Origin of the sequence: Vreelandella hamiltonii, from assembly GCF_014651795.1 — a bacterium.
Taxonomy (GTDB): domain Bacteria; phylum Pseudomonadota; class Gammaproteobacteria; order Pseudomonadales; family Halomonadaceae; genus Vreelandella; species Vreelandella hamiltonii.
The window spans coordinates 356,437-374,520 of sequence record NZ_BMXO01000001.1 but is presented as its reverse complement, the minus strand read 5'-3'; the positions used below and the strand labels follow the sequence as shown (position 1 = coordinate 374,520).

The following is an 18,084-nucleotide window of genomic DNA, read 5'->3' as shown; positions in this document are numbered from 1 at the left end:
GCGTCAGGCGGTGAGGCTGCTCAACGCCAGGAAGAAACCGGCAATCGAGGCAGACATCAGGTTGGAGAGCGTGCCTGCCAGCACGGCTTTCACACCAAACCGGGCAATCTCCTTGCGGCGGGTCGGGGCAATGCTGCCCAGGCCACCGAGCAGAATGGCAATCGACGACAGGTTGGCAAAACCACACAAGGCAAATGACAGGATGGCCATGGTGTGAGGCGTCATCAATTGACCCGTGGCAGCCACCACCTGTTCCCCTTCAATGTAGGGAGCCAGGTTGATAAAGGCCACGAATTCGTTGACCACCAGCTTCTGGCCGATGAACGAGCCCGCCAGGGTGGCTTCTTCCCAGGGCACGCCCAGCAGGAAGGCCAGCGGGGCAAACAGCCAACCCAGAATCAGCTCCAGGCTCAATGCCTCGAAACCGAACCAGCCGCCCACGCCGCCCAGAATACCGTTGACCAGCGCGATCAAGCCGATGAAGGCCAGCAGCATGGCACCCACGTTGGCTGCCAGCATCAGGCCGGAAGTCGCGCCAGAAGCCGCTGCATCCAGCACGTTGGCGGGCTTGTCGTCCTGCTCTTTCAGCTCTTCATCGACCTTGGAAACGCTGTCGCTATCTTCCACGTTCTGGGTTTCCGGCATGATCAGCTTGGCGAACAGCAGGCCGCCAGGCGCCGCCATGAACGAGGCCGCCACCAGATACTCCATGGGAATGCCCAGCGCTGCGTAGCCCGCCAGAACGGAACCGGCTACCGATGCTAAGCCGCCACACATCACCGCAAATAGCTGCGAAGGGGTCATGCGGGCAATGAACGGACGTACCACCAGCGGTGCCTCGGTCTGGCCCACGAAGATGTTGGCCGTGGCCGAAAGCGACTCGGTGCGCGAGGTGCCCAGTGCTTTCTGCAATGCGCCACCCAGAATTCGGATGACCCACTGCATGATGCCGACATAGTAGAGCACGGCAATCAGCGAGGAGAAAAAGATGATGACCGGCAGGACTTTGATGGCGAAGACGAAGCCGACATTGTCCACGTCAGCCAGCCCGCCAAACAAAAAGCCGATACCGTCATTGGCGTAGACCAGCACCTGGCTGACGCCTGCCGAAATGGCCTGCAGAACGGCCTGGCCAAACGGTACGTAGAGCACGAACGCACCGATACCCGCCTGGATCGCGAAGGCACCCAGCACGGTACGCAGCCGAATCGCCTTGCGGTCATAGGAGAAAACAAGCGCAATGGCCACCAGAGTGACCATGCCAACCAGGCTCATGATGAGGGTCATGGGAGTACCTTCGGAGCGTGAGAAGTGGGAGCGATTACAGCAAGTTTAGCTTGACTGAGTAAATCATCGCGTTCTGATAGGCGTCGGGTGTACCCAGCTTGTTCTCTGAGTAGCGATACTGCACGCCGGTGGTGATCAAGTCAGACGGGTGCCACCAAAGGCTCAATGCGCCGTTGGTCCCCACGCTCCCTGCGGTACCGTTGACGTAGTTCTGGGAAAGGTAGTCGCTGTCGCGACCGAAGGTCTGCTCGTGCCAGTTGGTCACACTGAAGTTCTGGTCCAGCGCGGTGAAGTCATAGCCCGCGACCCAGCCAGCCATGTAGCCGTTCATGCCCGTGTAGCCATCACTCTGAACCCTGGCGGCACCGATGAAGGGCTTGAACCACAGGCCGTTGGCGAACGTCGTGCGGTAGCCCAGGCCGAGAATCTGGTCCTGCTCGCGGCCATTGAAGCCGTAGTCGCGGAAATCGTACAGGTGGGCGTAAATCGACAGCGGGCTGTCGCCCAGGTAGATGTGCGACGTCACTTTACCGGCGGTGCGGAAATTGTCTTTACCACCGCTGGCTTGGTCGAACTGGTCGTTGGTGGGGTTCTCGAAATCGAAGAAGCCGTAGAACTCGCCCCAACTAAAGCCGACGCCGCCTTCGATTTCAACAAACGTGAAGTCGCTTTTCGCGGCATTGCTAGCCGTGCGCGCTTCGGTGCCGTTGGACCAGTCCAGGTAGTTCAGGGAAACGTTGGCAAATGACCAGTGCGGGGTCATTGGGCCACTCGCTGCGTCATTGGCAACGGCCGGGGCTGCGGCCAGCGCACCAGCCAGGAAAACGCCAGCGCCAAGCGTGACGAGCGAAGAAACGTAAGAGGGGGATAAAGCGGTCATGAAAGCCTCAACAAAGGTTATTACGGTGCCACGAGAGGTGGCATACCGACGTTGTGGGTCGTGCGGGCTGGCGTTGATGTTAAAATTATAACATCGAGTGTTATTTTTTTAACGTTGATTTGCAAGTATTGTCACATCAACGCTGCCAGGGTGTTTCATGCGCCTCATGGCGGCACACAGAGTGTCGGGGGAGTGGAAATTCGCGGGGCGCTGGCTCAGCATAAGCGTTACCTGAGCGCTGAAACCCGATAACAAGATGAATCACAAGGAGATGCCTGTGAATGACCGGAGTGCCCAGCGCCTGGCCATGCTGCAAGAAGCCCTGGCAAGCGGGGGAACCTTGCACCTGCGCGATGCCGCCGAGCTGTGCGGAGTGTCGGAAATGACCATTCGCCGAGACCTCGCCACGCAGCCATCTCCCTTGAGCCTGCTGGGGGGACGGCTGGTGATGGCCAGCTACCCCGGCGTGACGCCGGTCTACGACCTCACCGAGCAGCAGGCCAGCCACTACCATGTCAAACATCGCCTGTGCCAGCGTGCCGCCAGTTTCATCGACGAAGGCGACACGCTGTTCATCGACTGTGGCTCCACGCTGATTCCCCTGCTGAGCCAGCTCAGCCACTTCCGCGAGCTGACCGTGGTGACCTACGCGCTGAACGTGGCCAACACGGTCGCCGCGTTGCCCAACGTGCGGCTGGTGCTGCTGGGGGGGCTGTTTCACGCCTCGTCGCAATCCTTCGGCAGCGACGGCATGCGGGACGCCATCGAACGCCTGGGCATCAACAAGGCGCTGATTTCAGCGGCAGGGGTAGACTGCGAACGTGGAGTGAGCTGTTTTCACTTCCATGAAGTAGCCCCGAAGCAAGCGGCGATTGCTACCGCCATGCAGCGGTTGCTGGTGGTCGATGCCAGCAAGTTCGGCATCGTGCGGCCCGCCTATTTTGCCTCGCTGGCCGATTTCGACGTGGTGATCACCGACGACGAACGCGCCCCTGGCCTGCTGGAAAACCATCCCGCCAGCTCCCTCAGCATCAGCGTTGCCTAACACATTTGGCCGCACCTGGGGTGCGGCAAAGCGCCTCTTTCTGATTGACGGAGATCAATAGAAAATACTTTAGTCTTAATTTATACACGCAACGTGTGGTTAAGACTCGCTACCTACCCCTCCCGGTAGCGCATACCTTTCCCGGAGCATGTCAACCCTCGACGGTTTTGGGAAATGTATGGGGTAATAGTTAGCTTGCTACTTAGCTGGCTAGTTAGCCAGCCAGCAGCAGGCTGTATCAGCCACTCTCTCACGAGACTACACCCATGCAATTACCTACCCTTTGGCGCAGACGAGGCATTCTTGTGCTCGTTGTGCTGTGCCTGCTGTTGGCGGGCTGCAGTTCTGCATTGCTGGACCCAAAGGGGCAGATTGGCGTCGAGCAGCGCTCGCTGATTCTGACCTCCTTTGGGCTGATGCTGATTGTGGTGATCCCGGTGATCGTCATGACGCTGCTGTTTGGCTGGCGTTACCGGCGCAGCAACAGCGTTGCCAAGTACCTGCCTGACTGGGCCCACTCCAATGCCATCGAGGCAGCGGTGTGGAGCGTGCCTTGCGTGATCATCGCCGTTCTCGCCTTTCTTACCTGGAAAACCTCGCACTCCCTTGACCCCCATAAACCCATCGAAAGCAGCGTAGCGCCCATGGAAATACAGGCGGTGGCGCTGGACTGGAAATGGCTGTTCATCTACCCCGAGCAGGGCATTGCCAGTGTCAATGAAGTGGCTTTCCCGGTGGATACGCCGGTGCGCTTCAGGGTCAGCTCTGGTTCGGTGATGAATGCGTTCTTCATTCCCCACCTGGGTAGCCAGATTTACGCCATGGCGGGCATGGACAACGACGTGCACCTGATCGCCGATGAAGTGGGCGTCTACCCAGGCCGTTCCACCAATTACAGCGGAGCCGGTTTCTCCGGCATGACCTTCGACGCCCACGTGACCTCGCCAGCCGACTTCGATGCCTGGGTGGCCAACGTGCGTGAAGCAGGTCAGACCCTGACCTACCCCGAGGGCTACAACGCCCTGGCGGCCCCCAGTGAATACCACCCGGTCGAACACTACTCGGCAGTGGCACCCGCCCTGTACGAAACGATTCTGACCAGCTTCCACGGGGGTGGTGAAGGCCACGGCGGCCATGGTGGCCACAGTGACCATGCGGCACATAGCGACGCCGTAGGTGAAGCCCACGACAGCCATGGCGAAAGCGGTGAACTCGAGAGTGCCCAGGTGGCCTCCCATCACGCTGCCTATGGCCACGTTACCAATCAGCACGCTAGCGATGAGCACGCCATGGGCGGCCATCCTGACAGCGTAGAAGCCGGGGGTTGAACATGTTTGGAAAATTGACGCTCGACGCCATTCCGTATCACGAACCGATCATCATGGTCGTGGCGGCGTTCATGGCGATTGGCGGTGCGGCGCTGCTTGGCGCGCTCACCTATTACCGCAAGTGGGGCTGGCTGTGGAACGAGTGGTTTACCTCCGTCGACCACAAGAAGCTCGGTATCATGTATTTTGTGGTGGCCCTGGTCATGCTGCTGCGTGGCTTTGCCGATGCCATCATGATGCGTACCCAACTGGCCATGGCGGCCGGGGGTGCCGCAGGTTATCTCCCTCCTGAACATTACGATCAGATCTTTACCGCCCACGGCGTGATCATGATCTTCTTCGTTGCGATGCCCATGGTCATCGGCCTGATGAACCTGGTGGTGCCACTCCAGATCGGCGCCCGCGACGTGGCTTTTCCGTTTCTCAACAACTTGAGCTTCTGGCTGTTTGCGGTCTCTGCGGTGCTGGTGAACATCTCACTGGTGGTGGGGGAGTTCGCCAAGACCGGCTGGCTCGCGTATGCGCCTTTATCGGGGATAGAGTTCAGCCCTGGGGTGGGGGTCGATTACTGGATATGGGCCTTGCAGATATCAGGGATAGGCACGACGCTCACCGGTATCAACTTCTTCGTCACGATCCTGAAAATGCGCACCAAAGGCATGACGCTGTTCCGCATGCCGATCTTCACCTGGACATCTCTGTGCGCCAATATCCTGATCATTGCCTCGTTTCCCATTTTGACCGCGACCATTGCCCTGCTGACGCTGGATCGCTACTTCGGCATGCACTTCTTCACCAATGACTTTGGCGGCAACATGATGATGTACGTCAACCTCATCTGGGCCTGGGGCCACCCGGAAGTGTACATTCTGATCCTGCCCGCCTTTGGCGTGTTCTCGGAAGTCATCGCGACCTTCGCCCGTAAGCGCCTGTTCGGTTACAAGACCATGGTGTGGGCCACCGTGGCCATCACGCTGCTGTCGTTCATCGTCTGGTTGCACCACTTCTTCACCATGGGTGCCGGAGCCAACGTCAACGCCTTCTTCGGCATCATGACCATGGTCATCGCCATCCCCACCGGGGTGAAAGTGTTCAACTGGCTGTTCACCATCTTCCGTGGCAGCCTGGAGCTGACCTCGCCGGTGCTATGGACCCTGGGGTTCATCATCACCTTTACCCTGGGCGGCATGACCGGCGTGATGCTGGCGCTGCCAGCAGCCAACTTCGTCCTGCACAACAGCCTGTTCGTGATTGCTCACTTCCACAACGTCATCATCGGCGGCGTGGTGTTCGGCATGATGGCAGGCCTGACCTACTGGTTCCCCAAAGCGTTCGGCTTCACGCTGAGCGAAAAGTGGGGCAAGCGTTCGTTCTGGTGCTGGTTCATCGGTTTCTACGTCGCCTTCATGCCGCTTTACGTGCTGAGCTTCTTCGGTGCCGTGCGTCGCATGCAGTCCTACGCCAACCCCGAATGGCAGCCCTGGATGATTCTGGCCTGGGTGGGTGCCGTGATCATCATGATGGGCATTGCCTGTACCGTGATTCAGTTCTGGGTCAGCGTGCGCGACCGCAAGCTCAATGCCGACCTGACCGGCGACCCCTGGGATGGCCGTACGCTGGAGTGGTCCACGTCTTCCCCCGCGCCGTTCTACAACTTTGCCCGTTTGCCGGAAGTGGGCGACATCGACAGCTTCTGGTCGCAAAAACAGCGCAGTAACGAACAGCTCGAAGACGCGCCCTACACCGATATCCACATGCCCCGTAATACCGTGGCCGGTCCGGTGATCAGCCTCTTCGCACTGGTGCTGGGTTTTGCGCTGGTGTGGCACATCTGGTGGCTGGCGGGCGTCGGTGCGCTGGGCGTGGTGGTGAGTTTCCTCGCCCGTGTGTTCAACGATGACATCGACTACTACGTGCCCGCTGCCGAAGTGGAGCGTATCGAGCGTGAACATCAGCGCCGCAAAACCTCGGCACCCAGCAGCGCTGTCGATAGCGAACAAACCAACTATGTGGAGGCGCGAGCGTAATGGCCACGGATACCTTGCATCACGGGGCCACTGCAGAGCCCCACGAACACCACGATGCCGCAGGCACCAAGGTCTTCGGCTTCTGGGTCTACCTGATGAGCGATCTGGTGATCTTCGGGTCACTGTTTGCCACTTATGCCGTGCTCATGAAGGGCACGGCGGCGGGGCCTACGGCTGCCGATATTTTCGAGCTGCCGTTCGTGCTGGTCGAAACCTTTCTGCTGCTGTTCAGCAGTTTCACTTTTGGCATGGGCGTTTTGGCCATGAATGCCGAGCGGGTGGGGCAGGTCAAGGCGTGGCTGGCGGTCACCTTTGCCCTGGGGGCTGCCTTCGTCGGCATGGAAGTGTATGAGTTTCATCACCTGATTCATCAAGGGTATGGGCCAGACCAGAGCGCGTTTCTGTCGTCTTTCTTTACCCTGGTGGGCACCCATGGCCTGCACGTCACGGTGGGGCTGGTATGGATTCTGGTGATGCTGGTGCAGCTTTCCACCAAGGGCCTGACGCCCATGACGCGCCCGCGTATCCTGTGTCTCAGCCTGTTCTGGCACTTCCTGGATATCGTGTGGATCTGTGTGTTCTCGTTCGTCTACCTGATGGGGGTGCTTTGACATGAGCCAATCGTCATCACATTCAGCAGCGCATTCAACGACTTCCCATGGAAGCGTTAAATCGTATGTTGTCGGGCTTCTGCTATCTTTAGTGCTAACCGTGATTCCGTTTGCGGTTGTCATGAGCGGTGCGCTAAGCACCGCCGCGACGGTGGTGGTCATCGCTGTAACAGCCGTGCTGCAGATTCTGGTCCAGCTGGTCATGTTTATGCATATGAATACCAAAGCCGACGAGGGGTGGAATCTGATGTCCTTCGTTTTCACACTGACGATACTCGTCCTGGTGGTAGGGGGCTCTTTATGGATCATGCAGCATCTGCATCTCAGCATGATGATCGGCTGAACGTGGCACCGAGCCGCTGGCGAGACCTGCTGGCGCTCACCAAGCCGGGCATCATTGGTGGTAACTTGATCGCCACGCTGGGGGGCTATTTTCTGGCCGCCCACGGCACCTTCGATGTCGTCACGTTTGCCTCGGTGATGCTGGGCATTGCGCTGGTGATTGCCTCGGGCTGTGCCTGCAACAACGTCATCGACCGGGATATCGATGCACTGATGGCGCGTACGCGCCATCGCCCGCTCGCCAAGGGGCGTATCTCGATTACTCAGGCACTGGGTATTTCGGCGCTGCTGGGCGTGGCGGGGGTCGTGTGCCTGGCATTGGGCACCAATGGCTTGACGGTGGCGCTGGCGGTGATTGGCTGGGGCGTGTATGTCGGGGTCTACAGCCTCTACATGAAGCGCCACTCCGAGTACGGCACGCTGGTGGGCAGCCTTTCCGGGGCCATGCCCCCGGTGGTGGGCTACTGTGCCGTCACGGGGCAGTTCGATAGCGGTGCGCTGATGCTACTGGTGATTTTCTGCCTGTGGCAGATGCCGCACTCCTATGCCATTGCGATTTTCCGCTATGCGGATTATCAGCGGGCATCAATCCCGGTACTGCCGGTGGTGCACGGAATCAAAATGGCCAAGCATCACATCCTGGGTTACATCGTGGCGTTCATTCCCGCCTCGCTGGCGCTGGTCCTGGCCAGTCAGGCGGGGATGGGGTATCTGTGTGTGGCGCTGGTCATGGGCGGCTACTGGCTCTACCTGGCACTACGCGGCTATCGGTTAGATGACGATGTTCGCTGGGCCAGGAAAGTGTTTGGGGTCTCCATTCTGACGATCACCGCGATGAGTTTGGTGATGGTGCTGGAAGCCATGGTGCCCATGTGGGTGTAATGCCTCCCAACGATTGAACCTGACGCAAAACCTGAAACGCCCCGAACAGTGAACTGTTCGGGGCGTTCTTTTTAGTGTGGCTTTCAGCGGATACGTATACAGGGCTCGGCGAGTGCCTAGCTTTCCCGCTGGCTGGCCTGGATTGCGGTGAGGGCGATGGTGTAGACGATGTCATCCACCAGGGCACCGCGGGACAGGTCGTTCACCGGCTTGTTCAAACCTTGCAGCATCGGGCCAACGCTGACTACCCGGGCGCTACGCTGAACGGCCTTGTAGGTCGTGTTGCCGGTATTGAGGTCGGGGAACACGAACACGGTGGCCTTGCCCGCCACGGGGGAGTCGGGGGCTTTCTGTTTGCCCACGCTTTCGATGGCGGCGGCGTCGTACTGCAGCGGGCCGTCGATGGCCAGGTGCGGTGCGCGCTCCTTGGCGATGCGGGTCGCTTCGCGGACTTTATCCACGTCGGCGCCGGTGCCGGAGTCGCCGGTGGAGTAGCTGATCATCGCCACCCGGGGCTCGATACCGAAGGCCTCGGCAGAGCGCGCGCTCTGCAGGGCGATTTCCGCCAGGGTTTCGGCATCCGGGTCCGGGTTCACCGCGCAGTCGCCGTACACCACCACCTGCTCGGGCAGCAGCATGAAGAAGATCGACGAGACCTGATTGTACTCCGGGGCCGTCTTGATCAGCTGAAACGCCGGGCGAACCGTGTTGGCTGTGGTATGTACTGCGCCCGACACCAGGCCGTCCACCTCATCCAGCTGCAGCATCATGGTGCCCAGCACCACGTTGTCCTGAAGCTGCGCTTCGGCGGTCAGCTCGTTGAGCTTGCCTCGGCGGCGTTCGACCATGGGGTCGATGTAGCTGGCGCGGGTGCTTTCCGGGTCGATGATGGTCAGCGTATCCGGCAGCGTCAGGCCACGGTGATGGGCCACGCTTTCGATATCTTCCCGCTTGCCCAGCAGGACGCAGTCGGCAATGCCACGGCGCTGGCAGATGATGGCGGCTTCGATGGTGCGCGGCTCGTCGCCTTCCGGCAGCACGATGCGCTTTTTGGCCTGTTGGGCCAGCTTCACCAACTGATGGCGGAACGCCGACGGCGAGAGGCGTCGGGTATAGCCACGGCTCAGCTTGGCTTTCAGCCACTCCAGGTCCATGTGTGCCGCTACGTAGCGTGCCACCTGCTCGGCGCGCTCGAAGTCGTCCATGGGAATTTCGCTGCTGAGCTGGCTGAGGTTCTGGGCCGTGGTCAGGCTGTCGGTTTCCACCGCCAGCACCGGCAGGCCGGTCTTCAGCGCCGGGCGGCACATCTCGATCATGCCGTCGTTGGGAATGAACCCGTTGGTGAGCAGCACGCCCGCCAGCTGGGTGCCGTTCATGGTGGCCAGTGCCGAGGCCAGCACCACGTCGTCACGGTCGCCGGAGGCCACCACCAGGCTGCCGGGCGTGAAAATATGCAGCGCGTTGGCGGCGCTGCGGGCACACAGGCTGGTCGACAGCACGCGGCGCTGTGCGGCGTCCCCTTCGTTGAGCACCTTGGCGTTCAGTGCCCGCGCGACGTCCAGCGTGCGCGGGGCGCTCAGGGTCTTGCTGTAGGGCACCACGCCAATCAGGTGGAAGCTGTCGGTGGCCAGCGCCGGGGAGTAGCGGCGCAGCTCGTTGAGTACCGGCTCTTCCAACTGCGGCTTGATGGTGCCGGGGGCGGCGGAAAGGTCGTCCTCCTGCCCATAGGGCAGGTTTTTCATGCGCATCAGAATGCCGCCCAGGGTGCGGCTGGAGCTGACGCCGCCAAAGCTGCGGGCGTGCATGTCCAGCTCTTCCGCCAGGTGTTGGGGCTCGTTCAAGTCGCCGGTGCCCACCAGGATGATGCGGGCGTTCAGGGCATGCGCCAACTGCGCGTTGGTCTGGGTCGCGTAGGTAGTGTGCTGAGTCGGCACGACGCCTTCCACCACCACCAGGTCCAGAGCGCTGCCGTCACGGTACGCCTGCTGGGTGACCTGCTCGTAAAGCTCGACGACGTTTTCCATCAGCTCGTCGGTCTGGTCGTCGCGTAGCAGCCGCTCCAGGCGTGCCTGGGAAATAGGCGAGGGCGGGCGCTGGTTCAGCGTCCGCGAGACCAGCGCCGTCGAGCGGTCAAGGCCAGGGCCGTTCAGCTCGTTCTGCATGAACGGCTTCAGAAAGCCGGCTTTCAGGCCAATGGTGTCCAGCGCCTGAATCAGGCCCAGACAGGCCGAGGTCAAGCCTGCCCCCATGCTGGTGGGGACAAGCAGAATGGCTTGGGGTTGCTCGGAAGAGCTGTTCATTCAAGGGGTCTCCACGCAGTAGCGGGTTTCCATGGCAATGCGGCCCTCTTCATCGGTGGGGATCACCCACACTTCAGGGCCGTTATGGCTCGCGGTGTCCAATTTGCCTTCCTTGCCGCGAATGGTCGCTTCGTTGGCGGCTTCGTCCATGCTGAAACCGAAGTGGGGCAGCAGCGCCAGCACTTCACGACGTACGATAGGCGAGTTTTCGCCAATACCGCCAGTGAAGATCACGCCGTCTAACTTAGGTAATGCACAGGACAGCGCCGCCAGCGACTTGGCGATGCGGTAGCAGAACACGTCCAGCGCCAGCTTGGCACCGGGGTGGCCAGCCACGGCCTGGTCTTCCACTTCACGCATGTCGTTGGTCAGGCCGGAAAGGCCCAGCAGGCCGCTTTGCTTGTTCAGGACGTTATCGATCTCTTCCACCGACCAGCCCAGTTGGCGATGCAGGTGGGCATGCAGGCCGGGGTCGACGTCACCGCTGCGGGTGCCCATCACCAGGCCTTCCAGCGGGGTAAGGCCCATGCTGGTATCCAGGCTCTGGTTGTTCCACACGGCGCTGGTGGAGCAGCCGTTGCCCAGGTGGGCGGTCAGCCAGCCGCCTGCACCACGGCTGCTCAGTTCCCCGGCGCGCTGGCTGACGAACGCATGGCTGGTGCCGTGAAAGCCGTAGCGGCGAATGCCATGTTCGGTGTACAGCGCTTCCGGCAGCGCGTAGCGGTAAGCACGGGGCGGCAGTGTCTGATGGAAGGCGGTGTCGAAGACGGCCACCTGGGGCAGCTCGGGAAACACCTTGCGCGTGGCGGCAATACCCGCCAGATTGGCAGGGTTGTGCAACGGGGCCAGGGCTGCGGTGGTTTCGATGGCGGCAATCACGCTGTCGTCGATCAGCGCCGCCTGGGTGAAGTGCTCTCCTCCATGCACGATACGGTGGCCCACGGCACCGGGAACGCGGCCTTCCAGGCGCTCCAGAATGGCGTTTAGCGCTTCGGCGTGGTCGGCGCCGGGCAACGGCTGGGTGAAGCTCTCACCGGCGCTGTTCTTGCCTTTCAGGCGAGCGTCGCTGCTGCCCAGGCGTTCTGCCAAACCGGCTAGACGCGGTGCCTGAGGGTCTGAATCAATCAAAGCGTATTTAATGGAAGAAGAGCCACAGTTGATAACCAGCACCGGTGCGTTCATAACAACCTTTGTAAAGTAGTCAGGAGGAAAGGGGGATAGACTTTAGTTTAACATGCGGAGACTGAGAAAATCAGCGAAGAATTTAGTTAGCCTTCTATGTAAAATGTCGTCATCCTGTTCCTTATATAACCTAACGTGAGCCGTTTTGTTCCTATGTCGTCGATTTCCAGCCCCGCGCTTTTGCCCCGTCATCTCGCCATTCTGCTGATGATGTGTGTGGCCACCATGTTCGCCGCCAACCACGTGTCGGCGCGGCTGGCCTTCGATAACGGTACGGGGCTGCTGCTGGCGGTATTGATGCGTTCAGGGGTGGCCTGCGTCATCCTGCTGAGCCTGTTCGTGCTGCAGAAAAAGCGCTTCTGGCTGCCGCCCGGTGCCTGGCGCTGGCAGCTGGTGGTGGGGCTGTTGATCACCCTGCAAAGCGTCAGCCTCTATTCCGCCGTGGCTCGCCTGCCGGTGGTCATTGCCCTGCTGCTGGTCAACACCTTTCCCATTCAACTGGCGCTGCTTAGCTGGGCGCTGGGTGGCCCCAGGCCTTCGCTGCGCAGCTGCCTGATCATGGGCACCATACTGATTGGACTGCTGGTGGTGCTGGATATTCCCAGCTGGTTGGCCAACGCCGATGCCATGGGCCCCGAGTGGTTGGCAGGCATTGGCTTTGGGCTGCTGGCGGCGTTTGCGTTTGCCTGTGCGCTGTGGATCACTGAGCACCGCCTGGCAGGCGTAGGCAGTACCCTGCGTAGCCTGCTCACCATGCAGACCGTATTCGTGGCCATGATTCTTGGCGGGCTACTGGGGGCAGTGCCTGGCGGCATGAGCCTGCCCGACAACAGTAGTGGCTGGGCAGGGCTCATCATGCTGGCACTGCTTTACGGCAGTGCGTTTTCGGTGCTGTTCATCTTCGTGCCCCGCCTGGACATGGCGCGCAACGCCCCCGTGATGAACTTCGAGCCGGTGGCTTCGCTGCTGATCGGTTACCTGGTGCTGGGACAAATGCTCAGCCCCAGCCAGCTGCTGGGCGGCGCGGTGGTGGTGGGGGGCATCGTGGTGCTCAGCCTGTCGAAAGGCCGCTAGCCCACGCCACCGGGCGCCGAAAAAAGGAAATTATATGCAAAGCGTGGGGCGGCATTTGCGTTCTCTCGGGGGTTGAGCCACACTTGCTCAGCGTAAGGAAACGCTGTTTCTTAACTGAGGTGAACCCCATGAAAACGTCCGTTCTTTCCCTTGCCTCTGCGGCACTGCTGGTAGGCGCCGGTACTTTTGCGGCATCAGCTCAGGCCCAACAATCTTTCCAATACCCACAAGGATACGTGGGTGGCGATGCCATGTTCTGGAGCCTGGACCCCGACCGCGGCTCATCCCGCGACGACGTGGGCCTGCGCCTGCGCGGTGGTGCTCAGTTCAACGAGTTTTTCGCCCTGGAAGGCCACCTGGGCACAGGCGGCTCTGATGGCAACGTAGAGCTCGATTACCTGGCCGGTGTTTACGCCAAGGGTATCCTGCCCGTCTCGCCGGATGTACGCCTCTACGGCCTGGCCGGTGTCACCGAGGTCGATTTCGACCGTGACCGTGAAAGCGGCTTCTCCTATGGCGCTGGCGCGGAAGTGGACATTGCCGACAACCTGGCACTGGGCGCCGACTACATGCGCTACCTGGACAAATCCGCGTATGACTTCGATGCCGCCAGCATCGGCCTACGCTATCGTTTCTGACGCTACGGCTGCTGGCATCACCATGTACAGGTAACGACCCGACAAACTCGTATCAAGGGAACCCCGCCCCGCTGATCTGCCGACACAGGCAGACAGCGGGGCTTTTTATTGGTGGGTAGGCACTTTGCTGAGTATGGGCACAGTTTTTCAGAGTTTCGGCCAAATGCTGCACCTGCGTAAATGATAAGGTCAAAATAAAGACAACAACGAAAATGGCCAGCGAACAAACCCATAACGCTCCATTGCAGAGGAAAAATCATGAATAAAATCAGTAAATTGGCTTTGGTCGTAGGCCTTAACGCAGGGTTGGTGATGACGGCCGGAGCGGCCGAGATGAACTGGCGAATGGCGACCCCATGGAGTGGTGGCCCTTGGCTCGAACGCGACGCCCAGATGTTTGCAGATCGCGTCAGTGAGCTTTCCAACGGCGAGATCGCCATCGAAGTGTATCCTGGCGGTACCCTGGGAAGCGCCTTGCGCGTCACCAATACGGTCAAGTCCGGCGTGGCTCAAATTAGCCATAACTACATCAACTATGACTACGGCACTGACCCCACGACGGCGCTGTTGGCCGGACACTCCAGTGGCCTGACGCCGGAAGAGTTCATGCTGTGGATGTATGAAGGGGGCGGGGTAGAGCTTTACGAAGAGTACCGTAGAGACGTGTTCGATGTAGTGGCCTTCCCCTGCGCCATCCTGGGTACCGAAATTTTCCTTCACTCGAACAAGCCTGTGCGTACCCTCGAAGATTTCCAGGGCCTACGCCTGAGAACCTCTGGCGCCTGGGCCGAGATCGCCTCCAGGCTGGGGGCTTCCACGGTGGTCATGGCCGGTAGCGATATCTACAGCTCCCTGGAGCGTGGCGTGATCGATGCTGCCGAGTGGGGGAGCCCGGAGATGAACCGGCCGACGGGTTTCCAGGAAGTTGCCCAGTACGTGGTCATTCCTGGCGTTCATCAGTCGGGAGGCTTCCTGGAGTGCCAGGTAAACAGCAATACCTGGGAAAGCTTGAGCGAGCAGCAGCAACAGATGCTGCGGCTGGCGGGCAAGATGTCCGTGTTCGAAACATGGTTGGCCAGCTCTTTTGCTGACCTGGATGCCTACCAGGAACTGGTCGATGGGCCGAACGAAATCATCGAGCTGGATCAATCGTTCATCGATGCCATCTATGCCGAAACAGAGCTTTGGGAAGATGAATACGCCGCCGCAAACGAATGGTTTGCCCGTGTTCTCGAATCCCAGCGCGACTTCAAGAATGACATGAACAACTGGTCCCAGTATCGCCTGCCAATTGGTGTGATGGGCCGCTGATCCCTTGGCACATGCATGAAACAAGGAGGCCTGACCAGGCCTCCCTTTTCGTTTGGCTGCCTATACGCTGAGAGTTGGTCATGAAACTGATTAAAGCAATCGAAGCGCTGACCCGCCTGTCGGGATGGTTGGGCGCATTACTGGTGTTTCCTCTTATCGGTGCCCTGATCGTGGAAGTGTTCAGCCGATATGTGGCCGGCAGGCCCACGCTCTGGGCATTCGAGGTTAGTTACATGGTCATGGGGGCCATGTTCATGCTGGGCATGGCCAATGCCCTGAGAATTGGCCAACACGTCAGTGTCGATATCATGGCACTGAAGCTGAGCCCCAAGGCCAATGCGGCAATACGTGCGGTTGGCTACGTCATGTTCTTGCCCGTGCTGGTGTGGCTGGTATGGGAGCTATCGAAATACGCGCTGGGTGCGTTTGAAAGCAACGAGCGCTCAGGCCGTTCGGCCTGGAACCCGGTGGTATGGCCAATCTTCACCGTCTGGTTCATTGGCTTTGCCATCCTGGCCCTGCAAGTGGTTGCCGAGTTTCTGAAATCCGTCTGCTTGATCAGTGGCAAGGCACCCGTGGAGGGCGGCAACCATGAGTAGTTATCTCGCGCTGCTAATGTTTCCGGCGCTGATGGCGCTGATTATCTCGGGTTTTCCCATTGCCTTTTCCATGATTCTGGTAGCCACCGGGTTCGGGATCGTTCAGTTTGGTGATGTGGCGGCCTACCAGCTGTTGACCAAAATCGAAGATACCGCCTCGAACTCCATTCTGGCGGCGGTGCCTCTGTTCATCTTCATGGGCGCCATGCTGGAAAGGTCGGGAATCGCCGAGCGGCTGTTCGAAGCCATTCACATGTGGACCCGGCGGCTGCCCGGCGGGCTGGGCGTCGGTGCCATCATCATGGGCACCCTGTTTGCCGCATCGAGCGGTGTGGTCGGCGCCACGGAAGCCGTCATCGGCATGCTGGCCATTCCCGTCATGCTCAAGCATCACTACAGTAAAAGCCTCATATCGGGCACCATTTGTGCCAGTGGCTCCCTGGGAACGGCGATTCCGCCATCCATCACCGTGGTCGTGCTGGGCCCCGTGGCAGGCGTATCGGTGGGGTCGCTGTTCAGTGGCCTGTTGATTCCCGGCTTCTTGATGGCGGTGATGTTCCTGGTCTACATCGTCGGGGTGGCCTATCTGAAGCCTGACATGGCCCCCAGGGTGCAAGAGCAGGAGCCTGACGTGGCTTGGGGGGAAAAGATCAAGGTCACCCTGGTGGCGTTGGTGCCGACCATGCTGCTGATCTTCATCGTGCTGGGCACCATCCTGATGGGGCTGGCAACGCCCACGGAAGCCGCTGCATGCGGGGCGCTGGGGTCCATCGTGCTGGCGGCGGCGTATCGCAACCTGACGCTGGAAGTGCTGTGGAACTCCGCAATCAAGACGGTCAATATCTCGGCCATGATTCTCCTGATCGTTCTGGGGGGAAGCATGTTCGCAGGCGTGTTCTTCGCTTCTGGGGGGATGGCGACCGTACAAGCCTTGCTGATGGACACGGGACTCAGCCCATGGATGATTTTGGGCCTGATTCTGCTTATCGCGTTCATCGCCGGTTTCGTTCTCGACCTGATTTCCGTGGTGCTCATCATCATTCCCGTGGCCATGCCGATCGTGCGGATGCTTGGGTTCGATGAAATATGGTTCTGCGTTGCGTTCCTGGTCGTGTTGCAGACCAGCTACCTGACGCCACCGCTGGCGCCTGCCATCTTTTACTTGAGAGCCATTACGCCGCCGGAGGTCACCCTCAGGCACATGTACATAGGGGTCGTGCCATTCATTCTGGCGCAACTGGTCGTGTTGGCGCTGGTGTTGGCCTTCCCGCAGCTGGCGCTATGGCTGCCGGATGTCATGGGTGGACCCTCCTGGCGCTGAACGTTTGGCGCTGACCAAGCCACCTGCCATTGACTGCCGCCGTAAGGCGGCAGTGTCGTTGTGGGGCACCTGTATTCTGCCCGCATAGCTGTGTTGTTAGCCTGCTAATTATTTTGTTAGACTAAAGTATTCCTTCTGATGCTTTCCTTGGGGCTTCCCGAGGGGCAGTGAGTGAGTACGCCAATGACTCCTGATCAACGTTTCAGCCGCTGGGTACGTATTGCGCTGGCGGCGTTTGCGGTGCTGTTCGTCTATTTTCTGGTGGCTGACAGCTTCATGCCGATGACCCCAGAGGCACGGGTAATGCGGCCGGTGACCCAGATAGCCCCGGAACTGGGGGCGCCCGTGGAGGCGGTGCTGGTGAACGACCACCAGCGGGTAGCCGCAGGGGACGTGCTGTTCCGGCTGGAGCCCGCGCCGTTCGAGCTGGCCCGGCAGCAGGCCTTGCTGAACCGCGAGCAGGCCGAGCAAGAGAACGCGCGGCTGCGGGCAGAGCTGGCGGCGGCCAGGGCATCGCTGGTGTCTGCCCAGGCGACTCTGGAGGAGCGTAGCGGTGAGCGTCGCCGCGCCGAGGCGCTGCTGGGGCGGCAGGGCATCTCCCGCCAGCAGTACGACCAGCAGGTGGCCGCCGAGCATACCGCCCAGGCGGCCGTGACCTCTGCCCAAGCACAAATCGATAGCCTGGAGGTGCAGTTGGGAGAGGTGGGCGAGGCCAATCTTCGCCTGCGCCAGGCCAACAATGCGCTGGCCCGCGCCGAGCTGGATCTGGAAAGAACCCAGGTACGCGCCCGCGAGGCGGGCGTGGTGGCCAACCTGCAGCTTCAGCCGGGAGATTATGTGCCAGCGGGGCAGCCGGTGATTGCGCTGGTGGCCGACCGAGCAGAGATCGTCGCGGACTTTCGTGAAAAGAGCCTGCGCCATGTGAACGTGGGCGACGAGGCCCAGGTCGTGTTCGATGCCTTGCCAGGGCACATTGCCAAGGGCCGCGTTACCGCCCTGGAGGCGGGCGTGCGCGAAGGGCAGCTGGCAGCCGATGGTCAGTTGACCAGCATTCCTACCTCCGACCGCTGGGTAAGAGACGCCCAGCGCATGCGCCTGCACATCGCGCTGGACGATCCCTTGACCACTGCCCTGGCCTCACTACCCCCCAGCGGAGCACGGGCCACGGTGCAGCTATGGCCGGGCCAGCATGCCCTGGCGGCGCCCTTCGCCTGGCTGCAAGCGCACCTGGTGAGCTGGCTGCACTATGTCTACTGA

The 18,084-nt window shown here is 60.5% G+C and carries 16 protein-coding genes; 12 read left to right on the top strand and 4 right to left on the bottom strand.

Translation table 11 applies throughout. The annotated features are described in order from the left end of the window. Nucleotides 1-3: 3 nt before the first annotated feature. Both IE061_RS01910 and IE061_RS01905 read right to left on the bottom strand, forming a co-directional pair. Nucleotides 4-1,287: a NupC/NupG family nucleoside CNT transporter gene (locus IE061_RS01910; RefSeq protein ID WP_039176713.1), complete on the bottom strand. Its 1,284-nt coding sequence runs from the start codon at nt 1,285-1,287 to the stop codon at nt 4-6. 34 nt (nt 1,288-1,321) lie between these two features. Then, nucleotides 1,322-2,167, bottom strand: coding sequence for an outer membrane protein OmpK (locus tag IE061_RS01905; RefSeq protein ID WP_193460814.1), 846 nt, complete (start codon nt 2,165-2,167; stop codon nt 1,322-1,324). A gap of 277 nt (nt 2,168-2,444) precedes the next feature. Here IE061_RS01905 and IE061_RS01900 point away from each other — a divergent pair, with 277 nt between their 5' ends. From IE061_RS01900 to cyoE, 6 genes are all read left to right on the top strand, one after another. Next, entirely contained in the window at nt 2,445-3,212 is a 768-nt protein-coding gene (locus IE061_RS01900) for a DeoR/GlpR family DNA-binding transcription regulator (RefSeq protein WP_039176710.1), read from the top strand. A 266-nt stretch (nt 3,213-3,478) separates the two neighbouring features. Then, complete coding sequence (cyoA, locus tag IE061_RS01895; RefSeq protein ID WP_039176709.1) at nt 3,479-4,540, top strand: ubiquinol oxidase subunit II; 1,062 nt, start codon at nt 3,479-3,481, stop codon at nt 4,538-4,540. A 2-nt stretch (nt 4,541-4,542) separates the two neighbouring features. After that, nucleotides 4,543-6,567, top strand: a complete 2,025-nt coding sequence (gene cyoB / locus IE061_RS01890; protein WP_039176706.1) for a cytochrome o ubiquinol oxidase subunit I — start codon at nt 4,543-4,545, stop codon at nt 6,565-6,567. Further along, on the top strand, nt 6,567-7,178 hold the full coding sequence (gene cyoC, locus IE061_RS01885; RefSeq protein WP_039176704.1) for a cytochrome o ubiquinol oxidase subunit III: 612 nt from the start codon (nt 6,567-6,569) through the stop codon (nt 7,176-7,178). Before cyoB ends, cyoC begins: the two co-directional genes overlap by 1 nt. A 1-nt stretch (nt 7,179) precedes the next feature. After that, nucleotides 7,180-7,521 carry a cytochrome o ubiquinol oxidase subunit IV gene (cyoD, locus tag IE061_RS01880; RefSeq protein WP_193460813.1) on the top strand — a complete coding sequence of 114 codons (342 nt, stop codon included), beginning with the start codon at nt 7,180-7,182 and terminating at the stop codon, nt 7,519-7,521. Then, nucleotides 7,479-8,402 carry a heme o synthase gene (gene cyoE / locus IE061_RS01875; protein ID WP_026001798.1) on the top strand — a complete coding sequence of 308 codons (924 nt, stop codon included), beginning with the start codon at nt 7,479-7,481 and terminating at the stop codon, nt 8,400-8,402. The genes cyoD and cyoE overlap by 43 nt, the downstream gene beginning before the upstream one ends. Nucleotides 8,403-8,518: 116 nt before the next feature. Here cyoE and pta read toward each other — a convergent pair whose 3' ends face one another. Both pta and IE061_RS01865 read right to left on the bottom strand, forming a co-directional pair. After that, entirely contained in the window at nt 8,519-10,702 is a 2,184-nt protein-coding gene (gene pta / locus IE061_RS01870) for a phosphate acetyltransferase (RefSeq protein ID WP_193460812.1), read from the bottom strand. Continuing rightward, nucleotides 10,703-11,884, bottom strand: a complete 1,182-nt coding sequence (locus tag IE061_RS01865) for an acetate/propionate family kinase (protein WP_193460811.1) — start codon at nt 11,882-11,884, stop codon at nt 10,703-10,705. Nucleotides 11,885-12,037: 153 nt separating this feature from the next. Between IE061_RS01865 and IE061_RS01860 the strand changes: the two genes are divergently transcribed. The 6 genes from IE061_RS01860 to IE061_RS01835 all read left to right on the top strand — a co-directional run bounded on the left by IE061_RS01860 (nt 12,038) and on the right by IE061_RS01835 (nt 18,084). Then, nucleotides 12,038-12,958, top strand: coding sequence for an EamA family transporter (locus IE061_RS01860; RefSeq protein ID WP_016914665.1), 921 nt, complete (start codon nt 12,038-12,040; stop codon nt 12,956-12,958). A 128-nt stretch (nt 12,959-13,086) separates the two neighbouring features. Next, complete coding sequence (locus tag IE061_RS01855; RefSeq protein WP_039176693.1) at nt 13,087-13,596, top strand: porin family protein; 510 nt, start codon at nt 13,087-13,089, stop codon at nt 13,594-13,596. Between the two features lie 258 nt (nt 13,597-13,854). Further along, on the top strand, nt 13,855-14,907 hold the full coding sequence (gene dctP / locus IE061_RS01850; protein ID WP_193460810.1) for a TRAP transporter substrate-binding protein DctP: 1,053 nt from the start codon (nt 13,855-13,857) through the stop codon (nt 14,905-14,907). 80 nt (nt 14,908-14,987) lie between these two features. Beyond that, nucleotides 14,988-15,506, top strand: a complete 519-nt coding sequence (locus IE061_RS01845) for a TRAP transporter small permease subunit (protein ID WP_193460809.1) — start codon at nt 14,988-14,990, stop codon at nt 15,504-15,506. Beyond that, nucleotides 15,499-16,827: a TRAP transporter large permease gene (locus IE061_RS01840; protein WP_144981853.1), complete on the top strand. Its 1,329-nt coding sequence runs from the start codon at nt 15,499-15,501 to the stop codon at nt 16,825-16,827. The genes IE061_RS01845 and IE061_RS01840 overlap by 8 nt, the downstream gene beginning before the upstream one ends. 183 nt (nt 16,828-17,010) lie before the next feature. Beyond that, nucleotides 17,011-18,084 carry an HlyD family secretion protein gene (locus IE061_RS01835; RefSeq protein WP_144981850.1) on the top strand — a complete coding sequence of 358 codons (1,074 nt, stop codon included), beginning with the start codon at nt 17,011-17,013 and terminating at the stop codon, nt 18,082-18,084.

Excerpts from the sequence above, each read along its gene's own strand:
- IE061_RS01910 (WP_039176713.1), bottom strand. The coding sequence starts at position 1,287 with ATGACCCTCATCATGAGCCTGGTTGGCATGGTCACTCTGGTGGCCATT.
- IE061_RS01905 (WP_193460814.1), bottom strand. The coding sequence starts at position 2,167 with ATGACCGCTTTATCCCCCTCTTACGTTTCTTCGCTCGTCACGCTTGGC.
- cyoA (WP_039176709.1), top strand. The coding sequence starts at position 3,479 with ATGCAATTACCTACCCTTTGGCGCAGACGAGGCATTCTTGTGCTCGTT.
- cyoB (WP_039176706.1), top strand. The coding sequence starts at position 4,543 with ATGTTTGGAAAATTGACGCTCGACGCCATTCCGTATCACGAACCGATC.
- cyoC (WP_039176704.1), top strand. The coding sequence starts at position 6,567 with ATGGCCACGGATACCTTGCATCACGGGGCCACTGCAGAGCCCCACGAA.
- cyoD (WP_193460813.1), top strand. The coding sequence starts at position 7,180 with ATGAGCCAATCGTCATCACATTCAGCAGCGCATTCAACGACTTCCCAT.
- cyoE (WP_026001798.1), top strand. The coding sequence starts at position 7,479 with ATGGATCATGCAGCATCTGCATCTCAGCATGATGATCGGCTGAACGTG.
- pta (WP_193460812.1), bottom strand. The coding sequence starts at position 10,702 with ATGAACAGCTCTTCCGAGCAACCCCAAGCCATTCTGCTTGTCCCCACC.
- IE061_RS01865 (WP_193460811.1), bottom strand. The coding sequence starts at position 11,884 with ATGAACGCACCGGTGCTGGTTATCAACTGTGGCTCTTCTTCCATTAAA.
- IE061_RS01860 (WP_016914665.1), top strand. The coding sequence starts at position 12,038 with ATGTCGTCGATTTCCAGCCCCGCGCTTTTGCCCCGTCATCTCGCCATT.
- IE061_RS01855 (WP_039176693.1), top strand. The coding sequence starts at position 13,087 with ATGAAAACGTCCGTTCTTTCCCTTGCCTCTGCGGCACTGCTGGTAGGC.
- dctP (WP_193460810.1), top strand. The coding sequence starts at position 13,855 with ATGAATAAAATCAGTAAATTGGCTTTGGTCGTAGGCCTTAACGCAGGG.
- IE061_RS01845 (WP_193460809.1), top strand. The coding sequence starts at position 14,988 with ATGAAACTGATTAAAGCAATCGAAGCGCTGACCCGCCTGTCGGGATGG.
- IE061_RS01840 (WP_144981853.1), top strand. The coding sequence starts at position 15,499 with ATGAGTAGTTATCTCGCGCTGCTAATGTTTCCGGCGCTGATGGCGCTG.
- IE061_RS01835 (WP_144981850.1), top strand. The coding sequence starts at position 17,011 with ATGACTCCTGATCAACGTTTCAGCCGCTGGGTACGTATTGCGCTGGCG.